Below are 14135 nucleotides of genomic sequence, written 5' to 3'. Positions count from 1 at the left end.
CCCCCGTGTCGTGCACCGCTCCTCAGCTCTCCTTGTCGTGGGACGCTTCGCCGCCGCTGCCCTGATCGCCGCCGGGACGACGGGCCTTCCCCCGGCCCGTCCGGCCCGCGCCCCGCGCGGGGGCGGACTTCCCCGAACCGGCGCGCTGCCCGGGGGACTTGCCCGCCGGGGACTTCTTCGCGGCGGTCGTGCTCTTCGCCGTCCCCTTGCGCGAGGCGGGACGGGCCGGTGCGGGCTCGGCCGGGGTCTCCTCGGCGTCGGGGCCCTTCGCGGGCGGGGCGTGGCCGTGGCCGTCGGCCGGGTCCGTCGTCAGCGCGACGCCGGGCGAGCCCGCGCCCCGCGCCGGAGTGCCGCCGCCCGCGGGTGAGTCGGCGGACGGGACACCGGCGCCGACCCGTACCTCGGTGCGCTCGACCGGACGGCTGCGCTCCGGTTCCTCCCGGCCCTCGACCAGGACCAGCGAGCCCTGGTAGGTCATCGAGAGGGAGTACGGGGTCTGGTGCAGCATGCCCCAGAGCTTCGACGTCTCGTCGATGTCCATCTGGAGCGGCGTGAACCGCACCTTCTGCGCCGAGGAGGCCAGATCGCTGCCCGCGAGGTACGGCCGCCGGCCCGCCTCTTCGACGACGTCGGCGGGCAGCACCGGGAACTCCCGCATGACCCGCGCGACACAGCCGATCAGCCGCTGCCCCACGAGTTCGCTCTCCTCGCCGTACGCGCTGATCACGTAGTGCAGATCGAGCGCGGCGACGGGGCGGTTGACCAGGGTGCCGTCCGAGGCGCGGGTGGGCAGGTCGGTGTTGCGCATCGACGGGTTGTGGGTGACCTGGTACAGGAACACCGTGATCGTCGGCTCGGTGGGCGGATCGGCCGGCGGCTTGCGGGTCTCGACGGACACCGCCATGTCGATCTCGGGCCGCAGGTTGCTCTCGATCAGCAGCGCCAGGGCCTGCGTCACGTGAGCGACGGCAAGTGCGTTGCTCATGGCGTCAGTTGCTCCTCTCCCCGTTGCGGCCGCCGCGCGCGAGGTAGTCCTCCAGGCTCACGGTCGGCGCCGTACGCCCCGTCTCCCGCCGTGCGCCGGGCCCACCGCCGCGCGACGGGGCCGCGGGCGAGGCGGCGCTGACCTCCAGGCGGCCGATCTGCACGTGCACGACCCGCTCCGCCTGGCCCTGCCCGCCGCGCCGCCCGCCCGGGGCGGCCCGCTGCGCGTCCCGGGCTGCGGCGCGGTCGCCGCTGGCGGGGCGGGCGGCCGGGAGCGCGGTGACCGGCTCCCCGAACAGCCCGGTGGACGCGGCGGGCGCAGCCGGCGCCGAGGGCGCGGGAGCGGCCGGTCCGTCCGGGCGCCCGCCGCGCCGCCGCCCGTCCCCGGCCGGTGCCGCGAAGGGCCGCGGCGTACGGGGCACAGGCCGCAACGGCGCGGCCCGCGGCCCCTGTTGGTCCGCACGCGGACGGGGCGCGGTGTCCTCGCGGGGCGCGGGCCCGGCGCGTACGACGGTCTCGCGTTCGGTGCGGATCTCGCGCACGCCGGGTGCGGTGCCGCGCGCGGGGCCGCTGTCCGGCCGGGACGCGGGGGCGTCCGGGCGGGCCGGGGTCTCCAGCTGGTACTCGTCGCGGTCCCCGCGCAGGGCCTCGACGCGCTCGAACGGGCCGGGCAGGCGCGGGCGTACCCGCACCCGGCGCGCGGCGGGGGCGCCCGGCGCGGGGCGTGCGGCCGGTGCGTGGCGGGCCAGCAGCCGGTCGAAGTAGTCAGACATCCGCACACAGCTCCAGGTAGTAGCGGCGCCTGGTCGGCGAGAGCGCCAGGATTTCCGGCTCGCTCCAGCCGTACGCGGAGGCGAGCAGGTGGACGTCGAGCAGCACGTCACGGGCCCAGGCGTCGAGCTCGGTCCACAGGTAGGAGGCGATGTCGAGTTCGGCGGGGGTGGTCACCCCGCACTCGGGACAGGCGATGTCGAGGGTGATCTCGGCGGCGGGGTCGGCCTGTTCGGCGGCCTCGGCGAGCTTCGCGCGCACCGTGCCGGGCAGCAGCGCGGGCAGCCGCTCGGCCGGGATCTCCTCGCCGTCCCGGCGCGCGGTGACCACGCAGGCGGCGAGGAGCGCGTCCCCGGCGGCCGCCGCTCCGTCGTCCGGCGCGGGGAGCCCGTGGCGCGCGGCGGCCTCGATGTCGGCGACGGCGGGCAGCCGGAAGTCGATCTCCCAGCCGTCCGCCGTCACCCGCAACGGCTCCCGCGGGCGGGCCGGCCGGGCCGCCAACTCACCCGCGTCGAGGTCGAATTCCATGACCTCGGCGCAGGCCGCGCACTCGGTGAGCACCTGCATCCGGTCGCCGAACAGTGCCCGCCGGAACGCGTACAGATCGGCCTCGCGCTCGCCGACCGGGACCCGGGGCAGCTCCCCGGGGCCGGTGTCCGGGCGTGCCGCCCGGTGCAGGGTCAGCGCACGGTCCGCCGCGGCCCCGGAGAGTCCTTCCTCCCAGACCGCGAGCAGCCGTGCGGCTTCCGTGTGCGCCATCGTCCGTCCCGTCCGCTGCTCAGGCGGGGTGGGTGAAGGAGGGCTCGGCGGGCTCGGGGACCTCGTAGTCCCGCTCCCAGCCCTCGCACTCCAGCTTGAGGCTCTGGATCGCCACCGCGTTGGCGTTGGCGTCCATCTCGCCGAGCACCTGGTACTCGCTGGGCCAGGCGCGGTAGAGCTTGTGCGAGACGGCGACCTGGCCCGCTTCGTTCAGGACCTGGATGACGATGTCCTTGCGGAAGTCGGCCAGCGACACCTCGGAGCCGAGCCCCGCGCCGACCTGCCAGACCTTGTTGGCCCAGCGGTCGAACTCGGGGTCGTGCGTCACCCCGCGCTCCAGGGTGACGCCCTCGAATTCGGAGCGTCCCGGGGACTTGCGCGGGGAGTTGGGGTCGCCGCCGTGCCGGTGCTTGACGACCTCGGTGGTCCGCTTCATCGGGCTGATCTTGCTGATGCCCGCGACCGTACGTCCGTCCCACAGGACGAGGAACTTGAAGTTCTTGTACGGGTCGAAGCGATGGGCGTTTATCTGGAACTCTGCCATCGGATTCCTTCGGTTCCTCGGTTTCCGGCCGGGAGTCGGGTCGACTGCGGATCCGGGCCCTGGCCGGCCCGCCGGGTGCGCCGGGCACCCGCCGGGCCGTCAGGCCCCGTGACGTCCGGGGACGTCGGCGTCCGCGTCAGAACTCGAACTGCCCGGCCATCTGCTGGACCTTGACGATCACGAACTCGGCGGGCCGGACCGGCGCGATGCCGACCACGACGTTCACCACACCGTTCTCGACGTCCTCGCGGGTCGTCGTGTCGTTGTCGCACTTGACGAAGTACGCCTGGCGGGGCGTGCTGCCCTGGAAGGCGCCCTGCTGGAAGAGCGTGTGCAGGTACGAGGAGACGTTCATCCGGATCTGCTGCCACAGCTGCTCGTTGTTGGGCTCGAACACGGCCCAGCGCAGCCCGCGGTGCAGGCTCTCCTCGATGTGCAGCGCGAGCCGCCGCACCGGGGTGTACTTCCACTCGCTCTCGCGGGCGTCCGCGCCGTCCAGCGTGCGGGCACCCCACACGACGTGGCCCACCAGCGGGAAGGTGCGCAGGCAGTTGATGCCGAGCGGGTTGAGCAGCCCGTTCTCCCGGTCGGTCAGCTGCACGGACAGCGAGTGCACGCCCGCGAGGCGCGCCTCGGTGCCCGCCGGTGCCTTCCACACGCCGCGCTCGCTGTCGGTGCGGGCGATGGCACCGGCGACGGCGCCGGAGGGCGGGAAGGAGCGCAGCCGCCCGGTGAGGGGGTCGGTCATCTGCAGGTGCGGGAAGTACAGGCCCGCGTGGCTGCCGCGTACGGGTTCGAAGGCGGCGATGCCGGTGCGGGCCGCGTCCACGCCCGACCACGACGCGGGGGCGTCCGCGAGCAGGTAGATCCGCTCCTCGCGGCAGATCCGCTGTGCGGCCGCCAGCACGGTGATCATGTCCTGGGTGGACTCGTACCCGGCGAGCTCGGGCAGCGCGAGGAGGTTGATGTCGTCGACGTCACGCAGGGCGTGCAGCCCCGACTTACGCGCGTCGCTGCCGATCAGGTCGCGCGGGCCGGGGGCCTCGCCGTCGGCTCCGCCCTCCAGCGCGAACACCGGCGGGTTGACGGAGGCTTCGAGGCCCAGGTCGTTGGCGCATTCGCCGACGAAGCGGACGACGGCCTCCGGGTCGTCGCTGCCGGCGACCGTCTGCAGCCGGTTGCCGAAGGCGGTGACGTCGGCGGCGGCGAAGTCCGAGCGCCCGGGGGCGTCGGGCAGGGCCCGCAGCTTGCGCTCCAGCAGCAGGGCGAGTTCGGCGACGGAGCAGGGCGCCTCGCCGTCCTCGTCCGGGTCGTGGAGGGTGAACTCCCGCTCGGTGTCGCCGATCTTGACGGTCAGGTCGACGTCCAGCGCGGGCAGGTCGCCGGAGAAGGGCTTGGAGACGGTGCCCGAGGGGTCGGGGCGTCCCTGTGCGCCGTCCAGCACCTCGGCCCGGACCAGCTGGGAGCCGGAGTTGAGGACCGTCTGGACGTACCGGCCGTGGCCGGGATCCATGGAGAGGTTGCCGAAGAACTCGCGGGCCTCGCCGCGGGCGTCGGAGACCCGGAGGTTGAAGGTCTCCTCGGGCGCGGTGGTGTCGTAGTCGACGGCGACGCGCAGTCCGCAGCCCCAGACGCCGGGCTCGCGCGCGGTGACCCGGAGCACCGGGCACTCGCTGCCGCCCTCGGTGGACTCCAGGGTGACGCAGGCCGCCTCCCCCGAACCGGCCTTGGTGACCCGCACGATGACGGCGATGGAGCCGCCGTTGGCGAAGAACTGGTGCACGGCGTACGCGACGGCACTCCGGGAGGTCAGTCCCCCGAAGCGGCGTTCGAACTCCGCGTAACTGGTCACCCGCACCGGCTGGTTGAGGGGCCCCCGGCGGGTGTGGCCCACGAAGGCGGTGGCCGCGGTCGTGACCGGGGTGATGGTACGTACGCTGCTGGGAATCTCTTCGACGTAAACACCGGGATAGGTCGGCTTCGTCGGCATTCCCCCTCCAATCCCTACGAGCGCCTGGACAGCGGCATTCAGGGGGAGAGGGGACAGAGCCCGCGATGGGAACGCGGCTCCGCGCACGCGACGACGCACTCGCGAGCTTCCCCCCGTGTCACGCCCCCGGTGGTCCTGCGGTCCGTGGCGCGACTCCTGATGCCCGAGTGCGCGAACATTCTTATCGGGATCGACGGGACCCCACATCCGCGAGATCCAGCCATCCGCAAAAGTTCTGCCAGGTTCCCGGCCACGCCTCGCACCGGGAGGCGAACTCCCGTCGCAGGTCAGCGAGTTGGATTCGTCCGTACGAGGGACCCGGAAAGGCCGGGGGTCGAAATCCCGTCACTCCTCGGAACACCTCTTCGAAGGCCGGAAATCACCGCAGGTCAGCACGGGTGGGAGCGGGTACCGCGAGGGCGCCGGACATCGCCGTCGCCCCTCTTCCCCGCCCGTGGCGCACGCGGCGCACCGGCGCCGGAAACACCGCTGTCACCAGCAACAACACGCGGTTCGCGGGGATTTGGCGGGCCCGCCGGTGAAGTACGCCCGACGGAGGGGGTCTTGCGCCCGGCCGGGAACGCGGTGCAGACGGCCCGAGATCGGCGGTGAACATTTCCCTCCGTGACCATGGCCGCCCCGTGAAAGCCGGAACACCCGGAACAAAGAGGGCGTCCCGCCGGGGTGACACACCTCTCCGCCGTCACGACCGGAAGGGGCGCCACGGAGGGTGGCCGTCCCCGTCCCGAGCGTCACGGGGACGGGGGCGCGGCGGCCGGCCGGGGCGTTCCGCGGCCGGGAAGGTACCCTGGTCGGCGGCCCGCAGCAGCAGGGGCCGGTACGGAATCGGACGCGAGGAGGTGGTCGGGCATGCGCACAGAGCCTCCCAGTCGACCATCGCGCTCCCGCAACGCGCCGCCAGCGCCGAGCGCGCCGTCGTTCCCGTGTGCCGCCCCCGTGGTTCTCTTCCGCTGAGCCCGGCCCACCACGTCACCGCTCCCGCGAGGCGTCGCGTCCCGTGCCGCCGCCGTGCACACCGCCGGCTCACCACCTGCCCCGCGAGGACCACGCCATGACGCATTCCCAGCTGCCCGACGACCTGCCCACGGACCCCGAGACCACGCTCGAGGCCGCACTCTCCCGGCACGACCTGCGCGACGCCGCGCACTGGCTCGGCGAACACCCGCCGCACCTGATCGCGGACGAGCTGGCCCGGATGAACGACGTCGACGCCGTCGCCGCGTTCCGGCTGCTGGAGAAGGACCTGGCGATCAGCGTCTTCGAGGAGCTGGAGCCGGTCGACCAGCAGACCATCGTGATGGGCCTGCGCGACGCGGCCTTCCGCGACCTCGTCGAGGGCCTCGACCCGGACGACCGGGTGCGGATGCTGCGCGAGGCCCCGGCCAAGGTCGCGCAGCGCGTGCTGTCCGGGCTGAGCCCGCACGACCGGCAGGTGACAGCCGCGCTGCGCGGCTACCCCGAGGGCTCCGTCGGGCGGTACATGACGCCGCAGACGGTCCCGCTGCACCAGGACCTCACCGTCGCGCAGGCGCTCGCGCGGGTCCGCGACCGCGGGACCGACGCCGAGACGGTGTACACGCTCCCCGTGGTGGACGGCGTGCGGCACCTCACCGGGGTCGTCGAGCTGCGGGAGCTGGTGCTCAGCCCGCCGGAGCGGACGGTCGCCGAGCTGGTGCTCACCGAGGCGCCGCGGGCGCACGCCACCGACCCGGCGGAGTCGGCGGCGCGGCTGATGCGCGAGACGAACGTGCTCGACCTGCCCGTCGTCGACAGCGAGGACCGGCTCGTCGGGCTGCTGACCATCGACGACGCCGTCGAGGTGCTGGAGGCGGCCGACACCGAGGACGTGGCACGGCAGTCCGGTTCGGCCCCGTGGGCCGGGCACTACATGGCCGCCTCCGTCTGGCAGCTGGCCCGCTACCGCGTGGTGTGGCTGCTGTTGCTGCTGCTCGCGGCGACGCTGACGGTCAGCGTCACGCAGTTCTTCGAGGGCACCCTCGAACAGGTCACGCAGCTGGCCATGTTCATCCCGCTGCTGATCGGCACCGGCGGCAACACCGGCGCGCAGGCCGCGACCGCCTGCGTGCGCGCGCTGGCGGTGGGCGAGGTCCGCGGCTCGGACCTGCTCGCCGTGGTGTGGCGCGAGTGCCGGGTGGGGCTGGTGCTGGGCGGGCTGCTGGCGGCGCTCGGCATCGTCGTCGGCACGCTGTTCGTCGGCGCGCGCATCGCGCTGGTGGTCGGCGTCGCGCTCGTGATCATCTGCGCCTGGGCCGCCACCGTCGGCGGGACGATGCCGCTGCTCGCCAAGCGGCTGCGCATCGACCCCGCCGTGGTGTCGGCACCGATGGTCACCACGCTCGTGGACGCCACCGGACTGGTGATCTACTTCCTCACCGCCCGCGCCGTCCTCGGCGTCTGACCGGCGCTCAGGCGGCCGGTTCCAGTGCGGCGATGTCCGCGAGCGGCATCTCCAGCTGGGTGTGCAGGAAGCGCACCATCGTCCAGTGCGGCAGGGCGCCCTCGTCGAACGGGCCGAACTCCCGGCAGTAGAGCGGTATCCAGCGCAGCGCCTCCTCCAGCATCCGCTCGCGCGGCGGCTCCTCCTGGTAGTCCTCGTACGCGATGCTGCGGTGCTCGATGAAGAAGCCGCCCGGCAGGCGCTGTTCGCACCAGGCGCGGTACTCGCGGGTCTGGAGGATCAGGTAGTGCCAGATCTCGTCGATGTGCTGCTCGACGGGGAGGAAGAGGCCGCTGAGCCGCTCGCGGTACCGGGAGACGAGGTAGAGGTAGCGCAGGCACTCGGTGACCCGGCGCTCCACCTCCTCCCGTTCCAGCCCCGTGTCCCGCACGAAGTACGCCACGACCTCGGCGTGCAGCTGCTCGCCGAGCAGGGCGCGCAGGTCGGCCTCGGTGATGTGCGGAGCCGCTGTGGTCATCGTTCCCCCAGGGGTCGGGTCAGTCATGGTTCACGAGCCAGGCGTACTTGCCCGAGGTGCCGATCGGGATGTGCTCGCGGTGCTGCACCTCGCAGCGCATTCCGGTGAGTTCGGCGAGGCCGCCGCGCAGCGCCTCCGTCTCCGGGCCGCTCAGCGGCTGCCCGTCGAAGGTGGTGAAGCAGAGGGTGCACTCCTCGCCGTTGAGGCGGTGCAGCTGGTAGACGAAGACACGGGAGGAGGCGGCGGCGACGCGGTCGTCGACGTCGCCCTGGGCGACCTGGCCGTTCCGCGAGACCAGCAGCTCCTTCTCGCGCCCGGAGAAGCGGACGATGCGCTCCGGGTCGGGGCTGCCGTCGTCGGTGCGGACGCAGTCCCCGGAGCGGTAACGCACCAGCGGCATGTGGGGGTTGCGGACGCTGGTGACGATGAGGCTGTAGAGGGTGCTGCCCGGGAGGACGGGCAGCAGCTCGACGCTCATGTCCTCCAGGTACGGCCGGTACCTGCCGGAGCCGTCGCTGTAGTACAGGTATCCGAGCTCGGTGCTGCCGAAGAGGTCGACGACGGGGCAGCCGAAGCGCTCGACCAGCAGCCGGCGGACGTTCAGCGGCGTGTACTCGTAGGCGTGCACGACCGTCGCCGGAGCCGGGAACGCGTCCCACAGGCCCCATTCGTCGGCCTTGGCCATCAGGTGCGCGAGGTGGTAGCTGGAGCAGTCGAGGTGGTAGAGGCCCTGCGGGTGGGCCTGCTGGACGGTGCGGATCTCCGCCAGCATCCGTTCCACGTCGGCCCGTTCCCACAGGGCCGGGTCCAGCTCCAGGTTGAGGTAGAGGGTGCGCTCGTCGAGCCACCGCTCCCCCGGTTCCGGCGCGGGGTCCGGCTCGGCGCCACGCTTGCGCGCGTTGACCCGGGCGACGTGCTCGGTGGCCCGCACCGTCGTCAGCGAGACCCGGCTGCACCCCTGCTCCCAGGTGCGGGACAGCTCGGGGTGCTCGCTCCACAGCCGGTAGTAGGAGCGCAGCAGGAAGTACGGGGGACGGATGAGGCGCATCCGGGCGTGGTTCGTCCCGGTGGAGAGCACGTACTCGGCCTCGCCGCTCTCCAGCGCGGCGGCGAGCGCGGGCGTCATCCAGTTGTCCGGGAAGCCGGCGGCGATGTCGGACTTCTCGAGTATGGGGAAATAGCCCTGCGCGACGGACGACCGGTAGAGCGGGATGTCCTTGATCCGGTCGACGACGTGGGGGGCGGGCTGGCCGTTCATCGCACCTCTCAGTGGCTGACGCGTCCGCCCCGTGACGGACGCGCGGCGCCCGCGCGGATCCTGGCGGGCCGTACGCGCGGGCTCGTACGGACGCCGGCCCGCGGCCGCGCCGGAGCGCGGGCCGCGGGCCGTCCGGCCGGGTGGGCCGGGGCAGCCGGGTGGCTGCGGGGGCGTCAGCTGATGCAGCCGGCCTTGCCCGCGGCGGGGGCGGCGCTGATGCAGCCCTGCTTGGCGACGGAGATGCAGCCGGTCTTGGCGTCGCCCGCCGCGGAGTTGGCCGCGACCCACTTCGCCCAGACGTCGTCCTGCGCCAGCTTCGCGATGAGCTTGTCCATGTGAACCTCCGTCGTACGTGGGGGTGTGTACGGCCGCACGGCGCGGCCGCCACAATGCCAAGAGAGCGTAAAGAGATCACCAAGAACGTGTCAACGGACTTCCGGGTGACCCGGCGGTGAACGCACAGCGGCCCCCAACTGACAAGCCCCTCGCCGGACATGTGGCTCCCGGCCGGTTTCCGCGCCGCAGGTCAGCCGTGGTTGTGGGTCGAGGAGGTGTCCTCCGGGGGCTTCTCGCGGCCGCCGTCGCGCCCCGTGGCGAGCACCACGAGCACCAGCACCACCAGCCCCGCGGCCACCAGCCTGCCCGCGAGCCGCAGCCCCCAGCGCAGGCGCGGACCCGCTCCCGGGCCGGGCCGGGTCAGCCGCTGGGAGCGGCGGGCCGGGCGGAGCAGCCGCAGCAGGAACAGTGCGGCGAGCGGGAGTTGGAGCGCCCAGAGCACCGTCCGGAAAGCGCCGTCGTACCAGACGTTCGTGCCGTACAGCAGCGTGTGCCAGAGGCTCAGGACGTAGACGACGAGCACGAAGCGGTGCAGCACCCGCCAGGTGCGCGGGCCGATCCGGTGGCGGACGTAGAACAGCAGGCCGAGCGGGATCGCGAGGTACAGCGCGGCCTGGCCGACGGGGATCGCGACACGGCCGGTGCCCGAGGTGTAGCCGCCGGGGACGAACGCCTCGACGAGCGCGCGGGCCAGGCTCGCGTGCCAGGCGCCGGTGTCGTGCCGGACCAGTTCGGCGGCGAACACCAGGGCGTGCGCGGCGATCAGCGCGATGGTGTTGAGGCTCGTGGTGCGGTGCAGGCGCTCCAGCCGGGGGCCGGAGAGCCACGCTCCCCGGTGCGCGCGCGGGCGCGGTCCGGAGAGCAGCAGGCCGAGCAGGACCGTCAGCCAGGCCCACAGCAGCGCGGACCAGCCGAACGCCTGGCTGAGGAAGTACAGCCAGAACGCGCCGGCGTCGGCCATGAACGGCATGACGGTCAGCGTCGAGGAACTGCCGTTCCTGATCCGGACGTAGAGCAGCGCGAAGATCAGTGCCGTGAGGACGAGGGCGGCCAGGCCGTCGGCCGCGGCGGCCCGCGAGTCCGAACGGAGCGTCACCCGCGCCGCCGTCCGCCGGGGTCCGGGGTCGTCCGCGGTGGGCTGCGGCTCCGGGGAGGGGTCGGGTCGCATCGTCGGGTCTCCGTCTTCCGTCGTGGGGATGCGGGCGGTCACGCCGCGGGGTCCTGGCGGAGCACCGCGCGGACCGTGGTGGCGGCGCTCCAGGCGCGGTGCTGGGCCACTTCGGCGGTGGGCCCCTCGGCGAGCACCATCCCGGTGCAGCCGCGCTGGTCGTCCACGGAGGGGACCGGGTCGCCGGGGGCGCGCGTGGGGTACCACTCGGGCGCTCCGGGGAACGCCGTCAGCCCGTCGAGTCCCGTCCAGCCGTCCAGGACGCCGGGCCGGTCGGCGTAGACGAGGACGAAGGCGACGGCGGGACCGTCGGTGCGGTGCGGCGCGTCCAGCAGGGCCGGGCGTCTGCCGAGGGTGACGTCGGTGAGCGCCGCGTACACGTCGGTGCGCAGGGTGCGGCAGAGGGCCTCGGCGATCAGGGCGCCGCCGATCCTGCGGTTGATCTCGACCAGTTCGGGGCCGTGCGTGGTGTGCGCGAACTCGACGTGCGCGAAGCCGCGCCGGTGCCCGGCCACCGCCAGCACCCGGCCCACCCAGCGTTCGACGGCGGCGAGTTCGGCCGGGGGCAGCGCGACGGGCAGCGCCGCGGCCTCCTCGCGCACGGCCGGCCGGCGCGAGGTCTGGCGGCCGCAGACGGCGAGCAGCCGGGTGGTCCCGTCCCAGCTGAGGGTCTCCGCGCTGTACAGCGGGCCGGCGAGGAAGGGTTCGGCGCACAGCCGTCCGGTCAGCCGGGTTCCGGCGGCCGCGGCGAGCGCGGCGCGCAGCTCCTCCTCGTCGTGCGCGATCCACACGGCGCGCGAGGAGGTGCCCGCCGAGTCCTTGAGCACGGCGGGCAGTCCGACCTTCTCCACCACCCGGGCCGCGCCGCCCGGCCCCGGCGCGAGCGGGACGGAGGTGCCCCGGCTGAGCCCGGCGCCGTGCAGCGCCCGGCGCACCCGCGACTTGTCCCGCAGCAGCCGCACGGTCTCGGGTTCCGGCCCGGGCAGGCCGAGTTCGGCGGCGAGTTCGGCGACGGGGACGGACCAGGTGTCGGTCGTGTCGACGAGCCCGGCGAGTGCGGGCAGCCGGGCCAGCGCGCGGCGTACGGCCTCGCGGTCGGAGGTGTCGACGTCGACCACGTCCAGCGCGTCCGGGGGCACGGTGGCCAGCTCGTGCCGGTAGACGCCGCGGTCGCCGGTGAGCAGGACGAGCCGGTGGCCGGCCGCGGTCGCGGCGGCGGCCAGCCGGGTCAGGCCGAAGGAGAGCGATTCGAGCGCGGCCAGCGTCACCGGGCACCTCCGGGGGCGGTTTCCTGCGCGCGCGTGACCTGCGCGGTCTCGTGCGCGGGCAGCCGGGCGGCCTCCGGCGCCGGCCTGCCCTGCCAGCGCATGACGGACCACGGCGGACGCAGCGCGTCCAGGGCCTCGATCCGCGCGGGGCGCAGGGTGTGCGGGTCCGGGGCCTCGGTGTGCCGCGCGAACACCCGCTCCGTGTAGCGGTGTCCGGTGTCGGCGCCGAGCACCAGGTAGGTGCCGCCCGGGTGCTGCGCGGCCTCCCAGCGTGCGGCGAGGTGCGCGGCGCCGGTGGACAGTCCGGCGAAGACGGCGTGGGCGCGGAGCAGGCTCACGGCACCGGCCATGGCGTGCCGGAAGTCCAGCCAGTGCAGCGTGTCGTACAGCTCGTGCCGGACGTTGCCGAACGGGACGGAGCTGCCGATTCCGGCGATGAGCGCGTCCGGGTCGCGGAAGCCCTCGCTGCCGAAGGTGACGCTGCCGAACGGCTGGACGCCCACCAGGCGCACCGCGCGGCCCCTCCCCCGCAGCGCCCGGGTGAGCCCGCCCGTGGAGGCGCCGGTGCCCACCGCACCCACCACCGTCAACTCGCCGCCGGGCAGGGCCTTTTCGGCCAGTTCGGCGAACTCGCGGTAGCCGCTGAGGTGCACCGGGTCGTGGTACTGCCGCATCCAGTGCAGCCCGGGCCGCTCGGCCAGCAGCCGCCGTACGTGCCGCACGCGGCGCTCCTGGTCCAGCCGGAGGCTGTCGGACGGCGGCATCTGGTCGACGGTGGCGCCCAGCACCTCCAGCTGGGCGCGGGTGACGGTGTCCACGGCGGTGGAGGCCACGATGTGGCAGCCGAGTCCGTAGCGGTGGCAGGCCAGGGCGAGCGCCAGCGCGTAGATGCCGCTGGAGCTGTCCACGAGCGTCTGGCCCGGCACGATGCGGCCGCGGTCGAGGAGTTCGCGTACGGCGCCGAGCGCGGCGTAGACCTTCATCGTCTCGAAGCGGGCGAGCACGACGGAGCCGGACAGCCGCACGAAGGCGGGCGCCTTGAGCGCGTCGGTGATGTGCTCGTGCACGGGCACGTGCGGGCCGTCGGGAACGGGGCCGGAACCGGCCGGTGGCCGCGGCGGTTCCTGGCCGGTACGGGGGGTGTCGCGGAGCCGGGGTGTCACGTGGGGGTCCTCCGGTGGGGGGCGGCGTGGGGGCGTACGTGCCGGTGGGCGGGTCAGGGGCGTCGGCCGCTGACGACGAGGCGGTGGGCGTGCTGGTCGTAGGGGGCGCCGTCGAAGTCCCCGAAGCACTGGACGTCCTCGAAGCCGGCGGTGCGGAAGAGGTCGTGCAGCTCGGCCGCGCTGTAGAGGTGCGCGTGGATCGAGACGGTGCGCGCGGTGCCGCCGCGCACGAGGGTCCAGTCGGTGCGGAGCCTGCGCCAGCTGTCGAGCACGGTGTCGCGCTGCACCACGCAGCCGCCGTCCGGCAGGTCCACGGCCTGCGGCCGGCCGATCCAGCCCGCCAGGACCTCCTTGCCCATGACGTCGACCAGCAGCCGCCCGCCGGGCGCGAGGCTGTGCCAGGCGTTGCGCAGGACACGGAGGTTGTCCTCCGCGGACGTGAAGTACCCGAAGGACGTGAAGAGGCTGAGGACCACGTCGTAATCGCCGGGCTCGGCGAACCGGAGCATGTCGGCGCGCACCAGCCGGGCCTCCACCCCGGCCAGGTCACAGGCCGCGCGGGCGCGCTCCAGCATGTCCCGGCTCAGGTCGACCCCGGTCACCCGGTGGCCGCGGGCGGCCAGCGGGGCCACGAACAGGCCGGGCCCGCAGCACAGGTCGAGAATCCGCGCGGAGGGCGGGAAGTCCAGCAGGGCCGCCTCGCGCACCAGCGCGGCGGCCGAGGCGGCCCGCTCGGCGGAGAACATGACGGGCGCGAAGTCCGCCCACAGGCTCTCGTCCTCGTACCAGGCCGGCCCGGCGTCCGCCGCCGCCGTCCGGTCCTCCCCGTGCCTGTTCGTCGTGTGCACCGCCGCCTCCTTGAGCACTCCGGCCGTCGTCCTGCCCGCTGTTCACCCCAGTGGTCGGCGGGGGCGGGGGCCGGGTTCCCGGACGGGGC

13 protein-coding genes are annotated in these 14135 nt (G+C 74.1%); 1 reads left to right on the top strand and 12 read right to left on the bottom strand.

Annotation, left to right across the window (positions count from 1 at the left end; all coding sequences use genetic code 11):
* Window positions 1-22 precede the first annotated feature (22 nt).
* From HCC30_RS13145 to HCC30_RS13125, 5 genes are all read right to left on the bottom strand, one after another.
* The gene (locus HCC30_RS13145; protein ID WP_169442675.1) at window positions 23-985 is read right to left on the bottom strand and encodes a DUF4255 domain-containing protein; all 963 of its coding nucleotides are present in this window, start codon (window positions 983-985) and stop codon (window positions 23-25) included.
* A gap of 4 nt (window positions 986-989) precedes the next feature.
* Window positions 990-1757: a hypothetical protein gene (locus HCC30_RS13140; protein WP_169442674.1), complete on the bottom strand. Its 768-nt coding sequence runs from the start codon at window positions 1755-1757 to the stop codon at window positions 990-992.
* Complete coding sequence (locus HCC30_RS13135) at window positions 1750-2514, bottom strand: hypothetical protein (protein ID WP_169442673.1); 765 nt, start codon at window positions 2512-2514, stop codon at window positions 1750-1752. The genes HCC30_RS13140 and HCC30_RS13135 overlap by 8 nt, the downstream gene beginning before the upstream one ends.
* Window positions 2515-2533: 19 nt before the next feature.
* Entirely contained in the window at window positions 2534-3058 is a 525-nt protein-coding gene (locus tag HCC30_RS13130) for a phage tail protein (protein WP_169442672.1), read from the bottom strand.
* 136 nt (window positions 3059-3194) lie between these two features.
* On the bottom strand, window positions 3195-5048 hold the full coding sequence (locus HCC30_RS13125; protein ID WP_169442671.1) for a phage tail sheath C-terminal domain-containing protein: 1854 nt from the start codon (window positions 5046-5048) through the stop codon (window positions 3195-3197).
* A gap of 1072 nt (window positions 5049-6120) precedes the next feature.
* On the opposite strand from HCC30_RS13125, the gene mgtE reads away from it, so the two are divergent.
* Window positions 6121-7488 carry a magnesium transporter gene (gene mgtE / locus HCC30_RS13120; protein ID WP_169442670.1) on the top strand — a complete coding sequence of 456 codons (1368 nt, stop codon included), beginning with the start codon at window positions 6121-6123 and terminating at the stop codon, window positions 7486-7488.
* A 7-nt stretch (window positions 7489-7495) separates the two neighbouring features.
* Here mgtE and HCC30_RS13115 read toward each other — a convergent pair whose 3' ends face one another.
* The 7 genes from HCC30_RS13115 to HCC30_RS13085 form a co-directional block, all read right to left on the bottom strand.
* Window positions 7496-8005 (bottom strand): hypothetical protein, encoded by a 510-nt coding sequence (locus HCC30_RS13115; RefSeq protein WP_169442669.1) that lies wholly within the window; start codon window positions 8003-8005, stop codon window positions 7496-7498.
* Between the two features lie 19 nt (window positions 8006-8024).
* Window positions 8025-9263, bottom strand: coding sequence for a hypothetical protein (locus HCC30_RS13110; protein WP_169442668.1), 1239 nt, complete (start codon window positions 9261-9263; stop codon window positions 8025-8027).
* A 173-nt stretch (window positions 9264-9436) separates the two neighbouring features.
* Window positions 9437-9598, bottom strand: coding sequence for a hypothetical protein (locus HCC30_RS13105; protein ID WP_169442667.1), 162 nt, complete (start codon window positions 9596-9598; stop codon window positions 9437-9439).
* Window positions 9599-9789: 191 nt separating this feature from the next.
* Entirely contained in the window at window positions 9790-10767 is a 978-nt protein-coding gene (locus HCC30_RS13100) for a ferric reductase-like transmembrane domain-containing protein (protein ID WP_169442666.1), read from the bottom strand.
* Between the two features lie 38 nt (window positions 10768-10805).
* Window positions 10806-12035 carry an ATP-grasp domain-containing protein gene (locus tag HCC30_RS13095; RefSeq protein WP_169442665.1) on the bottom strand — a complete coding sequence of 410 codons (1230 nt, stop codon included), beginning with the start codon at window positions 12033-12035 and terminating at the stop codon, window positions 10806-10808.
* Complete coding sequence (locus HCC30_RS13090; RefSeq protein ID WP_346776627.1) at window positions 12032-13108, bottom strand: pyridoxal-phosphate dependent enzyme; 1077 nt, start codon at window positions 13106-13108, stop codon at window positions 12032-12034. The genes HCC30_RS13095 and HCC30_RS13090 overlap by 4 nt, the downstream gene beginning before the upstream one ends.
* Before the next feature lie 143 nt (window positions 13109-13251).
* A complete protein-coding gene (locus tag HCC30_RS13085; protein WP_169442876.1) occupies window positions 13252-13944 on the bottom strand; it encodes a class I SAM-dependent methyltransferase in 693 nt (230 codons plus the stop codon).
* Between the last annotated feature and the right edge of the window lie 191 nt (window positions 13945-14135).

It is taken from the genome of Streptomyces sp. HNM0574, from assembly GCF_012726235.1.
GTDB lineage: Bacteria > Actinomycetota > Actinomycetes > Streptomycetales > Streptomycetaceae > Streptomyces.
This window is presented reverse-complemented; position numbering and strand designations above follow the sequence as displayed.

Coding starts and splice junctions, on each gene's coding strand:
- HCC30_RS13085 (WP_169442876.1), bottom strand. CDS start 13,944: ATGTTCTCCGCCGAGCGGGCCGCCTCGGCCGCCGCGCTGGTGCGCGAG.
- HCC30_RS13105 (WP_169442667.1), bottom strand. CDS start 9,598: ATGGACAAGCTCATCGCGAAGCTGGCGCAGGACGACGTCTGGGCGAAG.
- HCC30_RS13115 (WP_169442669.1), bottom strand. CDS start 8,005: ATGACCACAGCGGCTCCGCACATCACCGAGGCCGACCTGCGCGCCCTG.
- HCC30_RS13140 (WP_169442674.1), bottom strand. CDS start 1,757: ATGTCTGACTACTTCGACCGGCTGCTGGCCCGCCACGCACCGGCCGCA.
- mgtE (WP_169442670.1), top strand. CDS start 6,121: ATGACGCATTCCCAGCTGCCCGACGACCTGCCCACGGACCCCGAGACC.
- HCC30_RS13135 (WP_169442673.1), bottom strand. CDS start 2,514: ATGGCGCACACGGAAGCCGCACGGCTGCTCGCGGTCTGGGAGGAAGGA.
- HCC30_RS13110 (WP_169442668.1), bottom strand. CDS start 9,263: ATGAACGGCCAGCCCGCCCCCCACGTCGTCGACCGGATCAAGGACATC.
- HCC30_RS13145 (WP_169442675.1), bottom strand. CDS start 985: ATGAGCAACGCACTTGCCGTCGCTCACGTGACGCAGGCCCTGGCGCTG.
- HCC30_RS13125 (WP_169442671.1), bottom strand. CDS start 5,048: ATGCCGACGAAGCCGACCTATCCCGGTGTTTACGTCGAAGAGATTCCC.
- HCC30_RS13130 (WP_169442672.1), bottom strand. CDS start 3,058: ATGGCAGAGTTCCAGATAAACGCCCATCGCTTCGACCCGTACAAGAAC.
- HCC30_RS13100 (WP_169442666.1), bottom strand. CDS start 10,767: ATGCGACCCGACCCCTCCCCGGAGCCGCAGCCCACCGCGGACGACCCC.